Here is a 20,874-nt window from a genome sequence, read left to right as displayed (position 1 = left end):
AAAAATTCACCATAAAGCCTCTTCACAAACGGCGGAAGGTGTGTTACACTATATTGCGCAAGGGCCCATAGCTCAGCGGTTAGAGCAGTCGGCTCATAACTGATTGGTCGCTGGTTCGAATCCAGCTGGGCCCACCCTTATTGCTCAGGAAGCCAGTTCTCAGGCGCTCTCACGCCAGTCTGGCTGTTTCTGTTTTTTGGCGGGAATTGGTTGAAAAAGCTTTGAATGACCAATCAGCTCAAAAACATATGAACAATCAGTTACTTGTGAGTGTGCCATGGAAAGGAAAGTTTCCTGATGGCTGCTCGAAAAACTGATAAATCCACGAAAACAACAAGGAACACAACATCTTCATCATCTCGCCGCGTTAAAACGATCAAGATCGCGGTAGAAGATTTCATCCTCGATCATCAAAGCCAAAACCATAGCCCTCAAACTCTGCGCTGGCATACTATCGCGCTGAGCCACTTCTTAAATTACCTGGAGCAAGAGCAGGATGTAACTATCATAGACCAACTGGAGACATATCACTTTCGCGCCTGGCTCGTCTTTCTGGAAAAAGAAGTGGGCCCTCGGGGAAAAGTTCGTGCAACTCGTACCCGGCGTTGGTACGCTCAATCGGTACATGCCTTTGGCCGCTGGCTGTATGGCGAGAGATATATTGGCGAAGATTTTACGGAACGTGTCAAACTGCCCAAATTAGAAAAGCCGCTCATTCGTATTATTGAGTTTGAGGAATTTGAGCAATTGTTAGATGCGTGTGCTCCTCCCCAGGAGAAGAGCTTGACCGCAGAGCGTAACGCTGCCCGTAATAAGGCGATATTATGGTTGCTCTGGGATACTGGTATACGACTCAATGAGCTTTGTGATTTTCGCCTGTCAAATTTTGATCGCCAGAATGGTTCTATTATTGTCTATGGTAAAGGCCGGAAAGAGCGCCGTGTTGCCCTTGGCCGTAACGCTTTACGTATGCTCCTCTATTATATAGATCGCTGGCGGTACAACTCTGACGATCTGCAGCAGTTAGGGATTATTGATAGCGGCCATGTCTTTCTCGCTGAGACTGGCCAGGCTTTGACTATGCATGGAATTCAAATGCTGTTCAAACGCCTACGTATGCGAGCTGACATTGGTGATCACCGCATTACTCCTCATATTTTCCGGCATACCTTTGCGGTGCGCTATCTCATGCTGGGAGGTGATATCTTCAGCTTACAAGAGATGCTGGGCCATGAAGATATCAGCACGGTTAAAAACTACATGCATCTTAACGATGTGAATGTTCAGTCCCAAAAGCGCAAGTTTAGCCCTGGTGACAATGTGCCTTTTCTTGCTCAGAGTCGACTACGTAATCCTGGCAAGCGAAAAGTAGATGCAAAAAAAGAAAAGAATGTGTAGTAGTACTTCTCAGTTATGGAAGCGTAAGAAACTGATGGGAATCATATACGCATATGAGTGTGTCACAATGTACATATTGTGAGAGGGAAACACAGATTATGCAAGAAGCATCTCATCACGATCAGGTCATTAGAGCGTATCGAGAAGGGAAAATTAGGATTACCCAGGCAGAGTTGGCTAACTGAATTGGAAGAAGCAGAAGAACTGTTGTCAGTATTGAACAAATGGTTCGGATTGGTGAAGCTGATTTACGTCGTGCATTAGCCAGATACCGCCTCAACAACTGGGGCTTATAGAAAATCTGATTCCAGTTGTTGCTGTACTACCTTTTTTGATCTTGTTGAGCATTGTGGGATTTGCTTAGGCTTAAGAGCTTGGCTGCAGGTAAACGCTATCAGTGGTGGATCTATAATCTATCGCTTTTTAGAACAAAGCATCACCTTGCATGTTTATCCTTTCAAACAAATAAATGCAGTTTTAACTTCTCAAAAATGCAAAAAAAGTAGTATATTCTCCACACCAATTCTTCATCGACGCACAAAATAAGCTATAATTGTCACTTATCTTATCTCTAGGAGAAGACTCGCGTATGGGAAGCTCGAAGCACTTGTCGCTATCCAGAGTCAATGCATCAATATACTTATCTTATGACCAAGCTTTAGAATTATTTTAGCAAGAACAGTTATTTATCATGTGTGTTTATAAGGTTGAGATATTTCACTCATCCCTAGCCTAAAAAAGGAGCGGCCATCATCCCTCGCAGATATGGCGGGGGTCCTGGCCAATAGAGTTATGATTCGAACCCAGGTCTCTTTTCTTCCTGCAGACGTAGATGCACATACCGAGTTCTTCAGGTGGATTACACAATACTGCGATAGCAATTCTGAAGTGTTAGATGTGGGTGCAGGCAAAGGCTTAACAGGTCACACGGCACTTATCCAGTCGCACGTCAGGTACTTGGTTGGCGTTGATCCTGACGCCGAAATTGAACAGAATCCATATCTGCATGAATGGCATCAAATTTCAATAGAGGAATTTGCCAAAAATCACAGTGCTCGCTTTAACTGCCTCTATACACGCATGGTACTGGAGCATGTGGCTCATCCTCATGATTTCCTATCCGCATGTAAATCTCTGCTACAACCGGGAGGCACTCTGTTTGGTATCACTCCTAACTTGTGGCACTATTTTGGCTTGGCTACGAAAATAAGTGCGACATTAGGCATTCAAAATTGGCTCCTGGGACGCTTGATTGGGGAGCAGGCACGTGACTCCTATCACTTCCCCACAACTTACCGCCTCAATAGCATACGCGACATTAGTCATACCCTTGAGCACGCAGGGTTCCGGGCAGTCGAATTCATCTGCCTTGATCCTCGCGGAGGCTTTGAATACTGCTTACCCAAGAGACTTCATTGGTTCCCTCGCCTTTACTCTCGCTTTGTTTATTCTATCAAACAACCCAGGATTATGGGGTTAATTATGTTTAAGGCGTTCGCCTGAGACTCCTCACCATTATCGTTTCTATGACAAGTGTTTATTCTGACACATAGAGGAGTTCTTCACACTGTAAAAATCAGTTCCATCAGGTTCCATCAGGTTCCATCAAAGCTGCAACTATGCGTTTTGCTGCTTGTCCATCTCCATAGGAGGTGATAACCCGGGCCATTTTCTTATATGCGTCTCTATCTTCTAATAGTCGAGTCACTTCTTCCACGATGCATTGACGGTTGAAACCAACCAGCTTGGATGTGCCAGCTGCTACTGCTTCTTTATATTCAGTCGTATTGCGCAAAACTAAGAGGGGCTTTCCTAAACTGGGAGCCTCGGCTTGTAACCCACCTGAATCTGTCAGTACCAGATAACTGCGCTTGAGCAAATGCGTGAGGGACAAATAATCAAGTGGCGAGGTCAAGGTGATGCCTCGTGTATCTCCTAATTTGTGCTGCACTGGTTTCCTTATATGTGGATTCATATGTACTGGATAAACGATATGTACACTTTGTTGGTAACGTAATGCGATTTCTCGCAGTGCTTCACAGATTGATTCTAGTGGTTGACCCTGGTTCTCACGTCGATGTGTGGTGACGAGAATGATGCGTTTCTCCCAAGCAATGCCAGTAAGTGGCCCAGCTATTGCGCTATATGGTAAGCTTGTTACGGCATGAAGTGCGTCAATTGCTGTATTACCTGCCAATAGAATGTTTTCAGCAGGAATATGCTCCTGTAGCAGGTTATTGAATGCTTCTTGGGTCGGCGCAAAATGCATATCTGCTATGGCGGCTGCGATTCGTCGATGTCCTTCTTCAGGAAAAGGCTGCGTCTTATCATAGGTCCGCATCCCCGCTTCTACATGCCCGATTTTTACTTTTGCGTAAAAGGCCGCAAGCGCTCCAGCTACAAGCGTGGTTGTGTCTCCCTGAACCAGCACCCAGTCAGGACGTTCGGCCATCAAAATGGGTTCCAGCTTCGAGAGCACTGTTGCAGCTACGGCGGTAGGCGATTGTGCCTCTTGCATCACATTTAAATCATAATCAGGGATGAGCCTAAAAATGCTTAATACTTGATCAAGCATCTGTCGATGTTGCGCGGTTACGCATATACAGCTAGTAATATGCTCAGGATGCCGTTTCAACTCCAGAAGTACCGGAGCCATCTTGATTGCCTCTGGGCGCGTGCCTAAAATTGATAGTACTTTGATCATCGTATCTCATCTCAAAGGGTGAGTTGAACAGTTATATATTTATTATACTATAAAGCACAATACGCTTTATATATTAAAAGAGCTTAATAAGAACTAATCATTCCACCCTCATTGTGTGATAGTACCAAACTGGCATTGTCAGATGCCGTTCCTACCAAACAAAGTTTCCTACAATACTCACACCATCCCAGGATTTTCCCATCTTGCTCCTTAATATCCGAGAGGCGATGTGCACATTCGCAGACATAGCCATGTGGGCTTGCAGGGTTACCAAAAACTAGTGTGTACGGTGCCACATCCTTTGTCACGACGGATCCTGCGCCAATGAGTGAGAACGACCCAATCTTTACTCCACATATGATGATGCAATGTGCTCCAATCGATGCTCCGTATTCGATACGTGTTGACGAACCCTCCCACTCGCTCGCTGTTTTGAGTTCCCCTGAGAGGGTAATAGCACGGGGGAACAGATCATTAGTAAAACACACATGGGGTCCGATAAAAACTCCATCTTCGACAATCACACCGTCAAAAAGAGAAGCATAATTTTGAATCTTCACACGCGAACCAATGCGCACATGCGCATCAACATACACTCCCTGACCAAGGGTACATTGTTCACCTATCGATGCGTGTGCACGCACATGTGCTTGACGCCATATACGTGTTCCCGCTCCAATCTGTACATCCGGTTCTACTTCGGCTGTTGGATGAACGTAAAATGCTGAATCAGACATCTATTCCTGCTTTCTTTAACAACGATATCTACCAAGGTGGCAGGAAATTCCTGCATTGCGGCAGATGGAAACTGCTCTTTACAATCCTCTACGATAAAAGACAGAGAACAAGCTTTATAACCATGAATTTATCTTTTGTCGTATTTCTATCTTAATAAATAAAAAAATAAATTTTGTTCTAATTTCTTTTAGAAACCCAATTATATGTATTTTCTAAGCAAATTGTTTTTTTGCATTCTGCATAGAATTTTTCCAATTTTTATATAATTTTTACCCATATATGCTTATTATACCATAAATATCAATTTTATCTGAGGAGTAAATTAAATACATTTAAATATTATTACGTGTTATTGCATATAAAATATTGCATAAATTATTTTATGATTATTAACCGTTATTTATAATAAAAACAAAGTTTCACAAAAAATGAAAAGGCATTGAAAATAACTATTCAAGTATTCTGTCGGTGTCAGCATAAATATGTCGTTAATACTTCTATAGTTAACTAATACTGTAATGATGTTTGAGATCAGGATTAAAGACATTTTGGAATAATTTATTGCTAAATCTCAAAAGAGTATAAATTGTGGTCTTGCCTGGTTCTTTGAAAGGGAGCCAACATCGCCATTGGACACATCGAGCGTTTCAATTCAGCCATCATTAAATTGAAACGACTTTTAATGGCGGATACAATTGGCCAACTCTTCCATTTGCATGCATTATTACTGGATACGGTTATAAACAAGTAAAGCACAATATAGCGAAATATTACTTCAAAAAAGGCGCCAAAAAACATATTGTGCTAAGTTCGTAGGAAGAGAGAGATTTAGCATGGCACATATTCTCATTGTCACACCGTACTACCCACCCGAAAAAGCCGCCGCTGCTGTGTGTCTTAGCGAGACAGCAACCCATTTAGCACAGAGGGGACACGCAGTGACGGTGCTGACGACACGACCTAACTATCCAACAGGGATAGTTCCACCTGAGTATCGGGGCCGCCTTATACAGGAAGATTGGTGCCAAGGCGTCCGTGTGGTGCGCGTATGGAGCTATACATGTCCAAATAAAGGTTTTTTTCGCCGTATTCTCGCTCAGCTTTCTTTTGGCTGTCTTGCTCCCATTTTAGGTTGGAAGGCCATAGGCCAACTGGACATAATAATCGTTGGATCGCCACCTCTCTTTGATGCAATTGCTGGACATATGCTGTCCACATTCAAAAAATGTCCTTTCATCTTTGCTATTGCTGATCTATGGCCTGAGTCAGCAGTACAATTAGGTATGCTTCGTAATCGTGTATTGATCTGGCTTGCCCAGTGGTTGGAATGGTCAACCTATCGGCGAGCAGCACTGATATGCGCTGTTACAGAAGGTATTTATACAGCGATCATCAAGCAGGGTCTCCCTCCAGAGAAGGTTTTTCTTTTACCAAACGGAGTGGATATAAACAAATTCAGACCACTACCGCAGGCGCAAGTTCGCCTTGAACTTGGCTGGGATGATCGGTTTATCGCACTCTATGCTGGTACACATGGACTGGCACAAGGCCTTACAACTCTACTCGATGCGGCAGAACGCTTACTCAATTGGGCTGATATACGCTTTGTATTAGTGGGCGATGGAGCTGAGAAGAAAGATCTAGTTGCACAGGCAAAACAGCGTAATCTCACCAATGTGCTCTTTCTTGAGCCGCAACCACATGAGCAGATACCACAGTTGCTCGCTGGCGCTGATGTGTGCTTAATACCACTTAGAAAATTGCCGTTGTTTGAGAGCGCGATTCCCACGAAGATGTATGAGGCAATGGCTTGCGCACGCTCCATCGTGTTGAGTGTAGCAGGCGAGGCCCGCCGACTTGCGGAGCAGGAAGCAAAAGCAGCCATCGCAGTAGAACCAGAGAACAGCGAAGAACTGGCAGCCGCAATCCTCGAACTCTATGAACACCCACAGAAGGCTAATATCTTAGGACAACAGGGACGTGCCTTTGTAGAGGAGCGCTTTGACTGGAAACAATTAATTGCCAAACTCGATATACGCATCAATGCTCTCGTGAAGAAGGATGAGGTTTCATGTATGCCATCAGAGCAGAGCCAACCTGATGACCGATTACTGGAGCCCGCACAGCCCGCCACATGGATGAGGAAACGTCAGAGACAGTAGAAGACTTTCTATGTCAACCCCTTGAGGCAATGAATATTCAGGAGGAAAAGAAAAGATGAGGAGAGTGAAGGCTTGGATGTCTTCAAGTGAACATGAAGAAGTGTATCATGCTGCGTCTCGATGTCAAGGAAAACGAAGTGGCTTGACACCACGCCGCTTGACTGCCAGGGAAGCGAAAGCTTTCTCAATCGGTTGAGCTGTGTGAAGAAATGAGTTTTTCTCTGGCATGTTCAACAGTTCACTAGAGCAAGTGTACAGCTTGTTCCGGCCTTTGTCGAATGGGCTTGATTTGATATTACCGTAAAAGGAGAAATGCTCATATGCAACCGAAGTTGAAACAGATCATCGTAACACATGCACCTGCAAATGATCATGGAGTGCAACACGGACGTATCAAACCTGAGAGGACACAGGCCGTATCGACAAAAGGCCAACTACATACGAACTTCGCCCAACCTGAAGAAATCAGTGAGATATTACCTGTAGAGCAAACAATATCATCCTTTTACCTATTTTGGTGCATGGTGATCAATCTGATTTTCGGGTTCTTCGGCCTGGCAATATTCCTCTTGATTTTGCCTATTGTGGCATTACTGATTTATTGTGACTCTCCGGGTCCTATTTTTTATGCTCAGAAACGGATAGGATACAAGGGTACAATATTTCACATGTACAAATTTCGCTCTATGCACGTTGAAACAAGCAAACATACAGCTTGTACTCGCACGATCCAAGATGATCCAAGAGTAACCCGCGTCGGGCGCTTTCTGCGGAGCAAACATCTTGATGAACTACCACAGGTACTAAACATTCTTTTGGGTGATATGAATCTCATCGGGCCTCGACCTGAACAACCGGAAGTGGCATCCATGTTAGCGTCTATAATCCCATTGTACCAAACGCGTCTGCGTGTCAAACCTGGGATTACAGGCTGGGCACAAGTTATGTATTGTTATACTAATACAGTACAGGGTGATGCGATTAAGTTGAAGTACGATATTTACTACATCTTTCATCGCTCATTTTTCCTCGATTTACTCATTCTTTCTAAAACAGTCATTGGGGTTCTTTGTGGTCATGGAAGATAGCATGTCTACCTGATCTCCGTCCAAAAATACCTCAGTACAACATGATATTTGATTAGCACAATAGATAATAACGTGTCTGAAGCTTAGTATTCAATCCAGTTTGATTTTGGGGAAAGGATAGAGATCATGCATTTGAGCACGAACATCGGCACACGTAAAGCGCTAGTGGATCAAAGTAAACAGAATTAGTGCGCTTGAAGATGGAAAAGAAGATTAACAGGCTTAACGTGGGGAAGCCCCTGCTTATCAGGGTGCTACTCCTTATAGTATGCATATCTATAGTGGTGGGACTGGGAAGTGGAATAAGCGTTGCAACCTATCGGAGTAACCTCCTTATCGCACAGGATGGCATGAAACATTTGCTCAAAGCCAAAACGTTCTTAGCCGTATTACTACAGCATCCTTTTGATCTATCCAGCGTAGCTGGAGCGCAAAAAGAGTTCTCTGTTGCCTTGAACGATTTTAGTGATATAGATCATACTCAACAATTTGTACCTGGAGTGTCAGCATTCTTGCCAGTTTACGGAAACAAGGTTCATGCCGCACTCCACCTGGTCCCGCTTGCAATGGAGCTTTCCCGCGCCGGGCTGGTGGGTTGTGATGTCCTGCGTTTGCTCATGATGCGCCTGCATAGCTCGCTCAGTGCCCAATCCCAGAACATTACTATGGCAGATTTCACCTTCATCACGCAACATCTTCAGGACGTACAGGCCTCTATTAATAGTGCTATTAATGAAGCGGATCAACTAGCGCCAGTGGATCTACGCTTTGATCCGCACCTCGGTGCGCTAGTGGATGTTCTGCATAAAGACCTTTCCATGCTCCATCTGTGGTCGGATCGTATTGTGAGGATATTGCCTGTAGTGCCAATGCTTCTGGGGATTGATACTTCAGCCAATTATCTACTTGAAGTGCTTGACTCAACAGAGCTACGGCCTGGCGGCGGTTTCATCGGAAATTATGGCATCGCCACATTCACAGGCGCACGGTTGGTGGCCACACACATTACTGATACGAGCTTACTGGACCATGCCTTTAGCGCCGCACGTTTAACTAATCTATTCCCAGTCGCCTATAGCTGGTTTGACATAGTTCCAAAATATAATTGGGGATTACGAGACTCAAATCTCGATGCTGATTTCCCAACAGTTGCCAGGTATGCCGAGTCGCTCTACACACGCGAAGGTGGTAATATACCGCTCCAAGGCGTGATCGCGATCACGCCCACATTTATTCAGAATGCTCTTACTATCACTGGACCTATCTATCTTCCTGAGTACCATGAGACTATAAATGCACACAATCTCGTTGAACGCATTCATTACCATCAGCTGGGGCCAAGAACCGAAGGACCAGGTACTGTTGCCTCGCCTGACGGATATTCTTCACAGCGGAAACACTTTACGGCATTATTAGCAGAACGTTTTTTTTCTCGCGTGTGCCAGTCAGCTTCATCAAATGTTGCCAAATTTCTGCTGCTAGTTGTCAACGGGATACGCACAAAAGACTTACAGATATATTTGAATAATTCCCGCGTAGAAGCACTGTTCCACCAGGATCATCTCGATGCTGCGATTCAAACAGAGTCAGGTGATGGCATCTTCGTCGTAGATGCAAATATTGCCGGCAATAAAGCAAATAGTGTTATTGTAAATACATTGGCTGATACGGTGACTATTGATGCTGCAGGCAACGCTACCCACCTGACTCAGCTCCGCTACTCATGGACGATTCCAGAACAGTACAGTCGCCCTATCTATCGCGATTATATACGCGTGTATGTTCCTCGGGGCAGCATGTTGTTGACTCAAAAAGGATGGAAACTACGAAGCAACAGCAACGATTTTGGTCACGAGGTATGGGCTGGCTTCTTCTCACTTCGCTATGGCCAAACTCGCACGATCACTCTCACTTGGCGTGTGCCTCACGTCGCCACCCACGATCAGTATGGTTGGCATTATCAAGACATGATCCAAAGACAAGCAGGAGCTGTATGGACATTCAAGGTGCATGTGACGTTGCCACCATGTACGATACGCGTGAACAGATCCGTTGGAATGAAACTGCTGGGCAAACAGGCTGCAACGGCCAGCCAATCGCTAACAGAAAATACACATATGGTGATTGACTACAGATGCTAAGAGAAACTTTTTACAAGCAAACAAGCAAGAAATGAGCATAGTATGAACAACATAGAACATATTCCTTGCACACAACAAACGCTAAGAGAGTTGATTTACTCTTCATCAATTTCTTTGGCTTTGGCATTATTTGCAGTTTTTGTGATAGGAGTGGCTATCGGGGTTTTTAATCCAACGTTGACGGGTCCTCGCTCGTTCTGGCTCTGGATTTTGTTTCTCCTCTTAACTATCGATCCTGCCATTCGCGGTGCACGTTTCAAACTTTCAGAGGCTGAAAGCATCTATCTTCATATCGTTCTCAGTCCACATTTATCATGTTCTGGTTAGGCAACATTATCTCTCAAGGATTCTTTTCGTCAACTTTTTCGTCAATTGCCACATTGGTTCAAGCTCACTTTGAACCATGTCTTATAAAAAATTTGGTGCGATAGTTATGATAAAAATGCGTGCATGATTTTATAGGCAGCTAGCATAAACATGATAGACAGTCTATACTTCGGCCTTTCAGCTTATAGAAAGGAATTTTTCATGATTCCTATCGCTTATCCTCTATTAGGGACTGAGGAGCAAGAAGCCGTGCTTCAAGTTTTAGCGTCGGCACATATTGCGCAGGGGGAACACGTCGCAACATTTGAGCGCGCATTTGCAACGTTATGCCAGGTAAAGGATGCGATAGCTGTTTCTTCTGGAACTGCTGCCCTTTACCTGGCTTTACATGCGCACGATATCGGCCCTGGTGACGAAGTGATCACGACTGCATTCAGCTTTGCCGCAACAGCGAATGTCATTCTGTTAGTTGGAGCAACGCCAGTATTTGTCGATATAGAGCCAGATACCTATAATATAGATCCTACATTAGTAGCAGAGGCTATCACAAAGCATACAAAAGCCATACTGCCAGTGCATTTATACGGTAATCCTTGCGCGATGGATCAGCTGTTACAACTAGCAGAAGCCTATCATTTGACCATCATAGAAGACGCATGCCAGGCGCACGCAGCTGCTATACACGGAAAGCCAGTTGGTGGCTTTGGCACAGGCTGTTTCTCATTTTATGCCACCAAAAATATGACAACTGGCGAAGGAGGCATGATCACAACGAATAACCCGGAGATTGCCGAACGTTGCCGTCTTCTCCGTAATCATGGACAAAAAGAGCACTATACTCATAACGAGCTGGGATATAACCTACGCATGACAGATATACAAGGAGCAATAGGGGTCGTACAGCTTAAACGCCTGGAACAGATGACAGAGCAACGTATTGCCAACGCAGCGTTCTTAACCAGCCACCTACGTGGAGCGGTACAAACACCAATCATCCATCCAGAGCATCGTCACGTCTATCATCAATACACAATTCAAGTGCCGAGCAATCGTGATCAATGGGCGGCACACCTAAGAGAACGGGGAGTCAGCACCGGTATTCACTATCCAATGCCCATTCATCAGCAACCATTCTATCAGAACCATACGGATGAGTACAGATGCGTAGGAGCACATAGCACAACGTCCGTTATACGGGCACATCCAGAAGGCCTGTTGCCCATAGCCGAAAGTGCAGCACAACACGTACTATCGCTTCCCGTACATCCCGCTCTCTGTGCAGAGGATCTTATCACCATCACAAAGGAGGTGCTCAAGCTATGCCACTGAACGTCGGAGTAGTGGGTGCGGGCACCATGGGTATGAATCACCTGCGAGTACTCTCTGATTTTAACGAAGAGCAGATCCGACTCGTCGGAGTCGCGGAAGCATCAGAGACAGCCTTACGTCGTGCAATGAACCGTTTTCATCTGACTGGGTACATTGACTATCGCCAGATGGTAGCAGAGGCACATCCCGGTCTTGTCGCAGTAGTCGTGCCGACGAACTTACATTTTGCAGTTGCAGCATATTTATTAGAACGAGGGATCAATGTGTTGATCGAAAAGCCCATGACCAGCACAGTTGAGGAAGCATCTGCATTAATCCAGCTAGCACGTAGGAGTGGAGCCAAGATCGCCGTTGGGCATATCGAGCGTTTCAATCCAGCGATCATTGCCCTGAAGCGCCACATGATGGAAGGAGATCTGGGAAAACTATTTCAGCTTCATGCACGGCGACTTGGGCCTTTTCCTCCCCGTATTCGCGATGTTGGAGTCATTCTTGACCTCGCAACACACGATATCGATATCATGCGCTACCTGACAAATACCGAAGTAGAAGGAGTCTACGCGGAGACGCAACGGCGTATTCACGAAACCTGCGAAGACCTGCTGCTGGGAATATTGCACTTCGCTGACGATGTTATTGGCGTACTCGACGTAAATTGGCTCACGCCAACGAAGATACGTGAACTCACCATTACCGGTGAGAAAGGTATGTTTCTTGTGAACTACCTCACGCAAGACCTCTATTTTTACGAAAATGATTATACTTCAACCTCATGGGATGCGCTGCGTTCTTTGACAGGTGTGAGTGAAGGAACGATGACGCGGCTCAAAGTACAGAAGGCAGAGCCATTACGCTTGGAATATGAAGATGTGCTACAAGCCATATGCGATGACACACAACCGACGGTGACTGGTGAGGACGGTTTAGTTACATTGAAGATTGCTCACCGCCTGCTTGCGTCAACAACATTAGAGAGAGTAGGTGTGGAACGAAAGAAGGTGCAGTATGCCAACAACTACGTCTAGCGCACCTGCATGGCTGCACAGTATTGCAGTTGTTGGTCTAGGCAAAATAGGTCTGCCACTAGCCGTACAATATGCCAGGCATGGTTATAAAGTCATCGGCTGCGATAGTAACAGCCAAGTAGTTGAACGTCTGTATGCCGGGGAATCTCATATCCAGGAGGAGCCCAGTCTCTCGTCTGAAGTCCCCCAACTGGTATACGCAGGCTTACTCTCAGCGACCACCAATATAGCAAAGGCGATACGAGAGGTAGACGTTGTAGTAGTGATTGTGCCGGTTGGCATAGATAGTGAGCATCAGGTAGATACAACGCAGATTGATGCAGCAACCAGTGCAATTGGAGCAAATTTACAACCTGGCACCCTGGTCATCTATGAAACGACATTACCTGTGGGCACAACGGCTCGACATCTTCGCACGCTACTTGAGCAAACCTCACAGCTCCAGGCTGGCACTGACTTTTATCTCGCATATAGCCCAGAACGTGTCTCATCAGGCACAATCTTCCACGATTTGCGGGCATACCCAAAAGTAGTTGGCGGTATCGATGTGGAAAGTACCACTCGCACCATAGCGTTCTACCGCTCAGTGCTGGATGCTGAGATTATTCCCATGGCCTCAACAGACGAAGCAGAGTTTGTGAAGCTCATCGAGGCAACATATCGAGATGTCAACATTGCCTTAGCAAATGAATATGCATGCTACGCAGATGCACATAATCTTGATGTATATGCTACGATTGCGGCTGCAAATACTCAGCCCTACGCGCATATTCACACACCTGGCGTTGGTGTCGGTGGACACTGCATTCCGGTCTATCCTTACTTCCTTTTCTCGAATCCTTATGATCATAGCCAGCTTTCACAGGCATATACCGATCAGCATACGCTCGCGTTGCCACGTCAAGCACGGCATATTAACGATGCAATGGCAGAGTATGCCATACAACGCTTGGAGGATGTCGTTGGCCCATTACTGCAGCAATCTGTCTTGCTGCTCGGCGTAGCCTATCGCGGCAATGTACGCGAGACAGCATTTACGAGCGCGAAGTTATTGCAAACTGCACTCACACGCCGTGGGGCTATCTGCTACGTAGACGACGCGCTTTTTAGCATGGATGAACTGTGTACACTAGGATACACAGCGTTACCTCCAAACGCTGAAAACAAGATCGTCGCCATCATCCTTCAATGCCATCATTCCATTTACCAGCAGTTCGACTTCACACGTTTCAAGCAATGCAAAGTGGTGCTTGATGGGCGTCACGCGCTCTGCCGCACAACCGTGGAAGCAGCTGGTATGCATTACATAACAGTTGGGGATGGTCATTATAAGGTGAAACACGAGCCATTTGAATAATTTACAAGTAGTATCGTGTAATGGAAAAAAAGAGGAAATTATGCGATTTGCCACTATTGTAGGAGCACGCCCACAATTTGTGAAAGTTGCACCTGTCAGCAAGGTACTGCGGCAGCAGTATGAGGAGTTGATAATTCATACTGGACAACATTACGATTACGCTCTATCGGCGCAATTCTTCAAAGAGCTGGATATTCCTGAGCCGGACTATTACCTGGAATGTGGTTCTGCTACCCACGCGGTTCAAACGGCTCGCATGCTCATAGCATTGGAGCAAGTGCTGACGAAAGAGCGCATTGATTGGGTCATTGTGTATGGAGATACAAATTCAACTCTAGCTGGAGCACTTACGGCAGCAAAGCTACAGATTCCAATCGCTCACATTGAAGCGGGGTTACGCAGCTTTAACCGAAGCATGCCGGAGGAGATCAATCGCATTGTTACTGATCACCTCTCCAGTCGCCTCTTTTGTCCGACAGAAACGGCGTATAGACAGGCCACTAATGAAGGCATCATACAAGGTGTAGAAGTTGTGGGTGACGTAACGTATGATACGCTTTTGCGCGTGCAATCCAGACTAGATAAGCATGCAAATGTGCTCTTATCGCGCCTCCACGTTTCTCCAGAGAAATATATGTTGACTACTGTACATCGTGCTGCTAACACAGACGATCCAGAGGCGATGGGTGCAATCGCTCATGCGCTAAACAGGCTGGAGATGCCAGTGCTTTTCCCTGTGCATCCGCGCACGCGTGCTTGTTTACAACGCTATAACATCAAGTGGAAGAAACATGTGCAATTGATCGAGCCGGTAGGATACGTTGACATGCTTGCCCTGGAGCAATCGGCATATCGTATCCTTACAGACTCGGGAGGTGTCCAGAAGGAGGCTTTTTTTCTGGGCGTACCATGTATAACGCTACGCGAAGAGACAGAATGGATTGAGACAGTTCAGGTTGGATGGAATGTGCTCGTTGGTACCCGTTGGCAAAGCATTCTCGAAGCGGTAGCGCTGCCGAAGCCGCCACCTCCACAGAGCAACCCATTTGGACAAGGGGATGCAGCAATACGCATCGTTCAAAGCTGGCAGGGAAAGGAGAAATAGAGTGACACACATTCTCTCCGTCACAGCGTATTACCCACCAGCAATACGTATCCATGAAACAGTGACACATCTTGTGAAATCAGGCTATCAAATTACGGTACTGACGACTTTTCCAAATTCCCCTCAGGCGTTGTTCCCTTAGAATATCGTGGTCATCTGATTCTGCAAATGAAGAACTCAGAGCCACAATGCATAGCAAAATCTTTTGCATCATCTCATCAAACGACGCACCTACTCTCACAACGATTGATCAATGGGTACAAGTACTAGATCGTTGCCATCTCGATGGAAACAACGAGCAACTGTGCCAATACACCTTCGATTTCGTGTATCAACGCGAGTTAGCAATTATACACACTACTAGAGGACTCGCGATTCCTCTATAAACCTACACATGAAAGGGATGCCGCATGACAAGTGAATATTACTGGACTGTCCTGTTTAAGCGCTGGAAACTTCTTGCAATCTGTATAGTGGTAGTAGGACTAGGAACATATATCGGCAGCAGATTGATAACGCCAATCTATCAATCGACTGTGCTGGTTCGGGTTACTATTCATACAACCGGTAACTCTGCTGATTATGACAACCTGCTTGCCAGTAATCAACTCTTACAAACAGAGGCGCAACTCGCGACCAGTGGCCCTGTACTGCGCGAGGTTGCCTCACGCTATCCAGGCTTGACAGTTGATCAACTCACAAAAGAAACAACGACAGCATCTAAGTTGAACACACAATTGTTCGAAATAACCGTGCAGGATGTCAATCCAATACGGGCAGCAACGCTTGCAAATGATGTTGCTGCTACCTTAATCAAGCAACAAGTTCAAGAGAACACGCAAGATAACGGCCAATCGCAGAAACAGATCCAGCATGAAGTTGATGCAACCCATCACAGCATAGATAAGACCGCAGCTCAAATTACAAATTTAGAGTTGCAAGTAGCCAACTTAGAACAACAGGTAAACACACAGGCACAAACAGCTGCTTTACAGCTTCGAATAGCAGGTCTACAAAGCCAATTGAATAGATTGCAGGGGAATTATAGCCAGTGGCAGACGATGCTTGCACAGCTTGAAATAAATATGACGAAGAATCATGACTTTCTTCGCACCGTTCAGCCAGCTCAGGCTGCGACTGTCCCAGTGAAGCCGCAGATGCTCCTCAATACTGCTTCTGGCCTTGCGGCAGGCCTGTTTCTCGGTATGGTATTGGCATTCCTCATTGAACAACTAGATACGCGTGTTCGTACTCCAGAGGATCTCGCTCAATTGTTTGATTGGCCGGTTCTTGGGTTGTATGGAATTTGGGCCGTATAAAGAAGAAAGAAGGAGATTTCCTGAAACAAAAGAAAAACGGCATCGATGCTGAAGCATATAATATGATACGGGCGAGTATCGGATTTTTGGCAGTAGACAAGCCCGTGCATTCACTTGTGGTAACAAGTCCCATGCCACAAGATGGCAAAAGCACAATTGCATCCAATCTTGCTATTTTTCTGGCGAAAGCTGGAAAAAGCACGTTGCTCATCGACGCAGACTTGCGCCGCCCAACGTTGCACGAGAAGTTCCACATTTCTAAAGATGCCATGGGGTTGAGTAATGCTATCGTGGCATGTTCACAAAGCCAATCTTTTTCATCTGGATCATTTGCTACATCGGAGCCTTTTCGCATGTCTTTGAGCACTTACATACACGCAGTAGGCATTCCAAATCTCCATGTGATGCCTGCAGGAGCATTACCACCTAACCCTTCGGAACTGCTAGACTCAAAGGCTACAAATACCTTGCTGGCTGCTATTATGGACAGCAAGATAGAAATGGTCATTTTTGATACAGCTCCTCTTTTGGGCTTGGCAGACGCAAGCATACTTGCATCTAAAGTTGACGGAACCGTCATTGTTGCAGATAGCACTCGTGCGAAAAGGAAGCATCTTCAGCAAACAAAAGTTCTGCTTACACAATCGGGTGCTCGTATTCTTGGTTGCGTGGTTAATAAACAGAATTTCAATCGCCGATATATGCCCTACTACTATTACTCTAGCGAGGATGAGGAGCAGGAGAAGGCTTCATCTCAAAATAGAAAGAGCTCTGATTCTATCTCTTCTTCATCACTCATACCACAGTCGGGGCGAAAAAATAAAGCAAAATAACGTTGCCTCTGGGGAAATAGTGAAGGGGACAAGGGATATGGATCAGATGAACATGAAAGAGGTACTGGAATTATATGTAAGAAACATATACAGATAATATTGCCATCATGTGCAATATTAACACTTATGTCAGGCGGGTTAAAATCGACAAACAGGCAGACAGTGACTCTCAATCAGTCGCTAGCAGAGAATATTTATACTACAGTTGATTACACGTGCTAACAATTTCTCTGTATGAAGTGGAGAAATAAGTTTCCGCATTTGAAGTGAAAACTCGAGGTAGGGGTGTTGCTGCATCACTGAGTGAAGATGGTATGCCCTTTGAAGATGGAGAGGAAAACCGCTTGCAAAAAAATTCAAGGGAGGCTCTCATGGGTTTGACAGAAAGTAAGCAGAATCGAAGAGATAGTACTCATATGCTCACGACTGATCACGACAAATCTGATCTAGCGTCGGACCTCAATCTCACTGATATAAGCACTGAACAACTACCAGAACATCTTGCTTTGAATGAGCACAGATTACAGTGGCAAGCGTCTGGACAGAAAGAGCGTCGAACGGTGCGAGATGCATGTGTCATAAAAAAGTTGCACAGCGCGCTTGCTTATACAAGTAATCAGCTTCCAGAGCTAAATAAACTGATTAAAGATACAGGGATCTATGCTTTATCCTCGATCCTAAGTCCTTTAATATCTCTCGTGCTCGCGCCATTTTTAACCCATAATCTCTCTTCCTCCGACTATGGCATCCTTACACTGCTCAACACGTTCATTAGTTTGGCAGCAGGCATTACCCAACTAGGCTTAGGATCTGCCTTTTTTCGTGCATATAACTATGACTACACAGAAAGCAGTGATAAGCGTGATGTTATTGCCACGACCACAATGCTTCTCTTTATTATCTCTCTACTAGTAATAGTAGGCATAACGAGTTTCGCCCCTTTCTTAGCCGCTTCCTTATTACATCACTCATCATTTAGCAAACTGATTGTCATAGGAGGATGTATCATATTTGTGCAAAATCTGACGCTGCCCGGCTTTGTCTGGTTACGTGCAGAAAGTCGCACAGTTTTTTATGCTCTCCTGTCGATTGGCAATCTGTTGATCACACTACTTGCAAATATTGTGTTAGTAGGTACTCTGCACTGGGGCATTGCCGGTTCACTCGTAGCGGCTGGTTGGGGTTATCTCTGCATCGTCATTTGCACGATCCCTTTCCTCCTTTCTCGCGCAGGCATACGGATACGTGTAGGCATTGCACGTAACTTGCTCGGATTTGGCACGCCATTCGTACTCAACATTGTGGCTTATTGGATAGTGCAGCTCTCTGACCGCTATTTGCTGAGTCGTTTCAGTTCTTTTACAGAAACAGCAAGATATGCAGTGGTCTATAGTCTGGGGTCAGCTTTGATGATTGTCATAATCACTCCATTTATCTTAGCATGGCCTACAACCATGTTTGCTATTGTGAAGCGCCAAGATGCTGATCAGATCTTTAAGTTGCTGTTCCACTGGTTCAGCTCGTTTTCGCTTCTCGCTGCGTTCGGTCTATCCATTGTAGCTTTGCTAGTACTCACCTGGCTTTTCCCACCTGCCTATCATTCGGTGGCTTTTATCATTCCTGTTATAGCTACTTCTTGCATATTTTTTGGGATATACCACATTTTTAGTGTAGGTGTTAATATCAAACGAAAAACATGGATGAATGGCGTATTCATGACGATAGCTGCCATCGTCAATTTCCTTATGAACTTAGTTTTGATTCCACACTACGGTGCACTGGGAGCAGCGTTGTCAACACTGGCCGCTTTTATTGTACTTGCCCTGGTCGCTTATATAGTTAACCAGAAATTATACCCTCTACCATTTGAATTAGGGCGGTTTGTTCTCGCGTTGTTTCTTGGTGTGGCACTTTATACTGGAAGTGGAGTCCTTGCACAATCATACGATTTATATGTCACCTGTAGCATATATATAGGTGCGCTGGTTCTCTATAGTGGATGTCTTGCTATGTTAAGCAAGTTTCCTGCCAGAAGCCATAAATTATGATTCAAGATACTCTGGAGGAGATATGCCATGAAAACACCATCGCGTAATAACACTGCGGTAATAAAACGCAATGCGGTTCCACCTTCACCTACAAAAGTATGTATGTACGTCCGTGGGCCTGCACGCCCTGATGTCCGGGTCATGCGTGAAGCAACTGCTCTTGCAGAAGCGGGCTATGCAGTCTCTATTGTAGATGTGGAAGATGAATCACATCGACCCATTCAAGAAGAGTTCCAGAATATTTGTCTGAAACACATTTTTAAATCCAAAAAAGTATCAAAAACACGGTTTATTCGTATTGTCTTTTTTAGGGGCGATCTTTTACGTATAAAGGGTATTCTTCGTCTTTTACGGACACCTGCGAATATTTATCATGCCCACGATACATCTGGATTGCTTCCTTGCTATATTGCAGCTCTTGTGCGTAGAAAGCCTCTTATATTTGATGCACATGAATTACCACTTTATGACATTTCGTCATACCCATATATTTTTCGCTTATTACTTTTCTTTTTTTTAAAATTCATGTTACTACGCTGCGCAGGAGTCATTACAGTCTCTCCGTACATCGGCGAGTATATACGTGTCCGTTATCGTATACCTGAAATATCGCTTGTTCGTAATGTTCCTCCCTATAGATTGGTTACAAAAAGCAACCGATTACGCCAATTACTCGGATTGGGTAACGAGGTCCTTATTGTCCTCTATCAAGGCAACATACAAACTGATCGAAACCTGGAGATGTGGATATATGCTGCAAGATTTCTAAAACCTGGCATAGTGATCGTGATGATGGGCAAGGCGAATAACAACGTACTGAAGCAATTTGAGGCTGTGATCGAGCGTGAAGGTGTGGGTAACCAGGTGAAAATACTACCACCTGTTCCCTATGAAGATCTGCTGGATTGGACCTCTTCGGCAGACATCGGCCTGGTACCACACTCTCCCGACCACTCATTGAACGTACAATGGTGTCTTCCCAATAAGCTTTTTGAGTACATTATGGCTGGCCTGCCTGTGCTGGCAACACCACTCGATGCAGTTAAAGATGTGGTCAACCAGTACGATATTGGACAGATAGTCCCGTCATTTGCGCCAGCAGCGATTGCAGCAACTATTGAAGCAATGCTTGCAGATCACGCCACACTTGGACGAATGCGTCGTAATGCTTTTAAGGCCGTTCAACAAAATTTATGTTGGGAACAGGAAAAACTCAGGCTCCTTCAATTGTACCAGAACATCCCGAAAGCGCCGACACCATTCTAAACACTCAGAACATATACTCAACATATACGGGAGA

The 20,874-nt window shown here is 45.2% G+C and carries 16 protein-coding genes and 1 tRNA gene; 15 read left to right on the top strand and 2 right to left on the bottom strand.

The annotated features are described in order from the left end of the window. The first annotated feature begins 61 nt into the window (after positions 1–61). From KDW_RS02555 to KDW_RS02545, 3 genes are all read left to right on the top strand, one after another. Positions 62–134 (top strand) — tRNA-Ile (locus KDW_RS02555). Between the two features lie 163 nt (positions 135–297). Next, positions 298–1,398: a tyrosine-type recombinase/integrase gene (locus tag KDW_RS02550; protein ID WP_151754513.1), complete on the top strand. Its 1,101-nt coding sequence runs from the start codon at positions 298–300 to the stop codon at positions 1,396–1,398. A gap of 792 nt (positions 1,399–2,190) precedes the next feature. Further along, positions 2,191–2,901: a class I SAM-dependent methyltransferase gene (locus KDW_RS02545; RefSeq protein ID WP_162004892.1), complete on the top strand. Its 711-nt coding sequence runs from the start codon at positions 2,191–2,193 to the stop codon at positions 2,899–2,901. 82 nt (positions 2,902–2,983) lie between these two features. Here the strand turns inward: KDW_RS02545 and wecB (KDW_RS02540) are convergent, their stop codons facing one another. Both wecB (KDW_RS02540) and KDW_RS02535 read right to left on the bottom strand, forming a co-directional pair. Then, positions 2,984–4,102, bottom strand: a complete 1,119-nt coding sequence (wecB, locus tag KDW_RS02540; RefSeq protein ID WP_151754511.1) for a non-hydrolyzing UDP-N-acetylglucosamine 2-epimerase — start codon at positions 4,100–4,102, stop codon at positions 2,984–2,986. An 83-nt stretch (positions 4,103–4,185) separates the two neighbouring features. Further along, a complete protein-coding gene (locus KDW_RS02535) occupies positions 4,186–4,839 on the bottom strand; it encodes an acyltransferase (RefSeq protein WP_151754510.1) in 654 nt (217 codons plus the stop codon). Positions 4,840–5,673: 834 nt separating this feature from the next. Here KDW_RS02535 and KDW_RS02530 point away from each other — a divergent pair. From KDW_RS02530 to KDW_RS02475, 12 genes are all read left to right on the top strand, one after another. Beyond that, positions 5,674–7,002 (top strand): glycosyltransferase family 4 protein, encoded by a 1,329-nt coding sequence (locus tag KDW_RS02530; protein WP_151754509.1) that lies wholly within the window; start codon positions 5,674–5,676, stop codon positions 7,000–7,002. A 320-nt stretch (positions 7,003–7,322) separates the two neighbouring features. Further along, positions 7,323–8,090 carry a sugar transferase gene (locus tag KDW_RS02525; protein WP_151754508.1) on the top strand — a complete coding sequence of 256 codons (768 nt, stop codon included), beginning with the start codon at positions 7,323–7,325 and terminating at the stop codon, positions 8,088–8,090. 350 nt (positions 8,091–8,440) lie between these two features. Further along, the gene (locus tag KDW_RS02520) at positions 8,441–10,231 is read left to right on the top strand and encodes a DUF4012 domain-containing protein (protein ID WP_162004891.1); all 1,791 of its coding nucleotides are present in this window, start codon (positions 8,441–8,443) and stop codon (positions 10,229–10,231) included. A gap of 42 nt (positions 10,232–10,273) precedes the next feature. Beyond that, positions 10,274–10,558, top strand: a complete 285-nt coding sequence (locus KDW_RS02515) for a hypothetical protein (protein WP_151754506.1) — start codon at positions 10,274–10,276, stop codon at positions 10,556–10,558. Positions 10,559–10,759: 201 nt separating this feature from the next. Continuing rightward, positions 10,760–11,887, top strand: a complete 1,128-nt coding sequence (locus KDW_RS02510) for a DegT/DnrJ/EryC1/StrS family aminotransferase (RefSeq protein WP_151754505.1) — start codon at positions 10,760–10,762, stop codon at positions 11,885–11,887. Beyond that, the gene (locus tag KDW_RS02505) at positions 11,878–12,912 is read left to right on the top strand and encodes a Gfo/Idh/MocA family protein (RefSeq protein WP_151754504.1); all 1,035 of its coding nucleotides are present in this window, start codon (positions 11,878–11,880) and stop codon (positions 12,910–12,912) included. Before KDW_RS02510 ends, KDW_RS02505 begins: the two co-directional genes overlap by 10 nt. Beyond that, complete coding sequence (locus tag KDW_RS02500; RefSeq protein ID WP_151754503.1) at positions 12,893–14,269, top strand: nucleotide sugar dehydrogenase; 1,377 nt, start codon at positions 12,893–12,895, stop codon at positions 14,267–14,269. The genes KDW_RS02505 and KDW_RS02500 overlap by 20 nt, the downstream gene beginning before the upstream one ends. A gap of 40 nt (positions 14,270–14,309) precedes the next feature. Further along, entirely contained in the window at positions 14,310–15,374 is a 1,065-nt protein-coding gene (gene wecB / locus KDW_RS02495; RefSeq protein ID WP_151754502.1) for a non-hydrolyzing UDP-N-acetylglucosamine 2-epimerase, read from the top strand. 410 nt (positions 15,375–15,784) lie between these two features. Beyond that, positions 15,785–16,693: a Wzz/FepE/Etk N-terminal domain-containing protein gene (locus tag KDW_RS02490; RefSeq protein ID WP_151754501.1), complete on the top strand. Its 909-nt coding sequence runs from the start codon at positions 15,785–15,787 to the stop codon at positions 16,691–16,693. Continuing rightward, complete coding sequence (locus KDW_RS02485; RefSeq protein WP_162004890.1) at positions 16,681–17,526, top strand: CpsD/CapB family tyrosine-protein kinase; 846 nt, start codon at positions 16,681–16,683, stop codon at positions 17,524–17,526. Before KDW_RS02490 ends, KDW_RS02485 begins: the two co-directional genes overlap by 13 nt. A gap of 314 nt (positions 17,527–17,840) precedes the next feature. Continuing rightward, entirely contained in the window at positions 17,841–19,574 is a 1,734-nt protein-coding gene (locus tag KDW_RS02480) for a lipopolysaccharide biosynthesis protein (RefSeq protein WP_151754499.1), read from the top strand. A gap of 27 nt (positions 19,575–19,601) precedes the next feature. Then, positions 19,602–20,840, top strand: coding sequence for a glycosyltransferase family 4 protein (locus KDW_RS02475; RefSeq protein ID WP_151754498.1), 1,239 nt, complete (start codon positions 19,602–19,604; stop codon positions 20,838–20,840). Positions 20,841–20,874: the final 34 nt, after the last annotated feature.

Source organism: Dictyobacter vulcani (assembly GCF_008974265.1).
Lineage (GTDB): Bacteria > Chloroflexota > Ktedonobacteria > Ktedonobacterales > Ktedonobacteraceae > Dictyobacter > Dictyobacter vulcani.
Note: the sequence above shows the minus strand (reverse complement) of the source record. Positions and strands in the feature narration are given on the sequence as shown.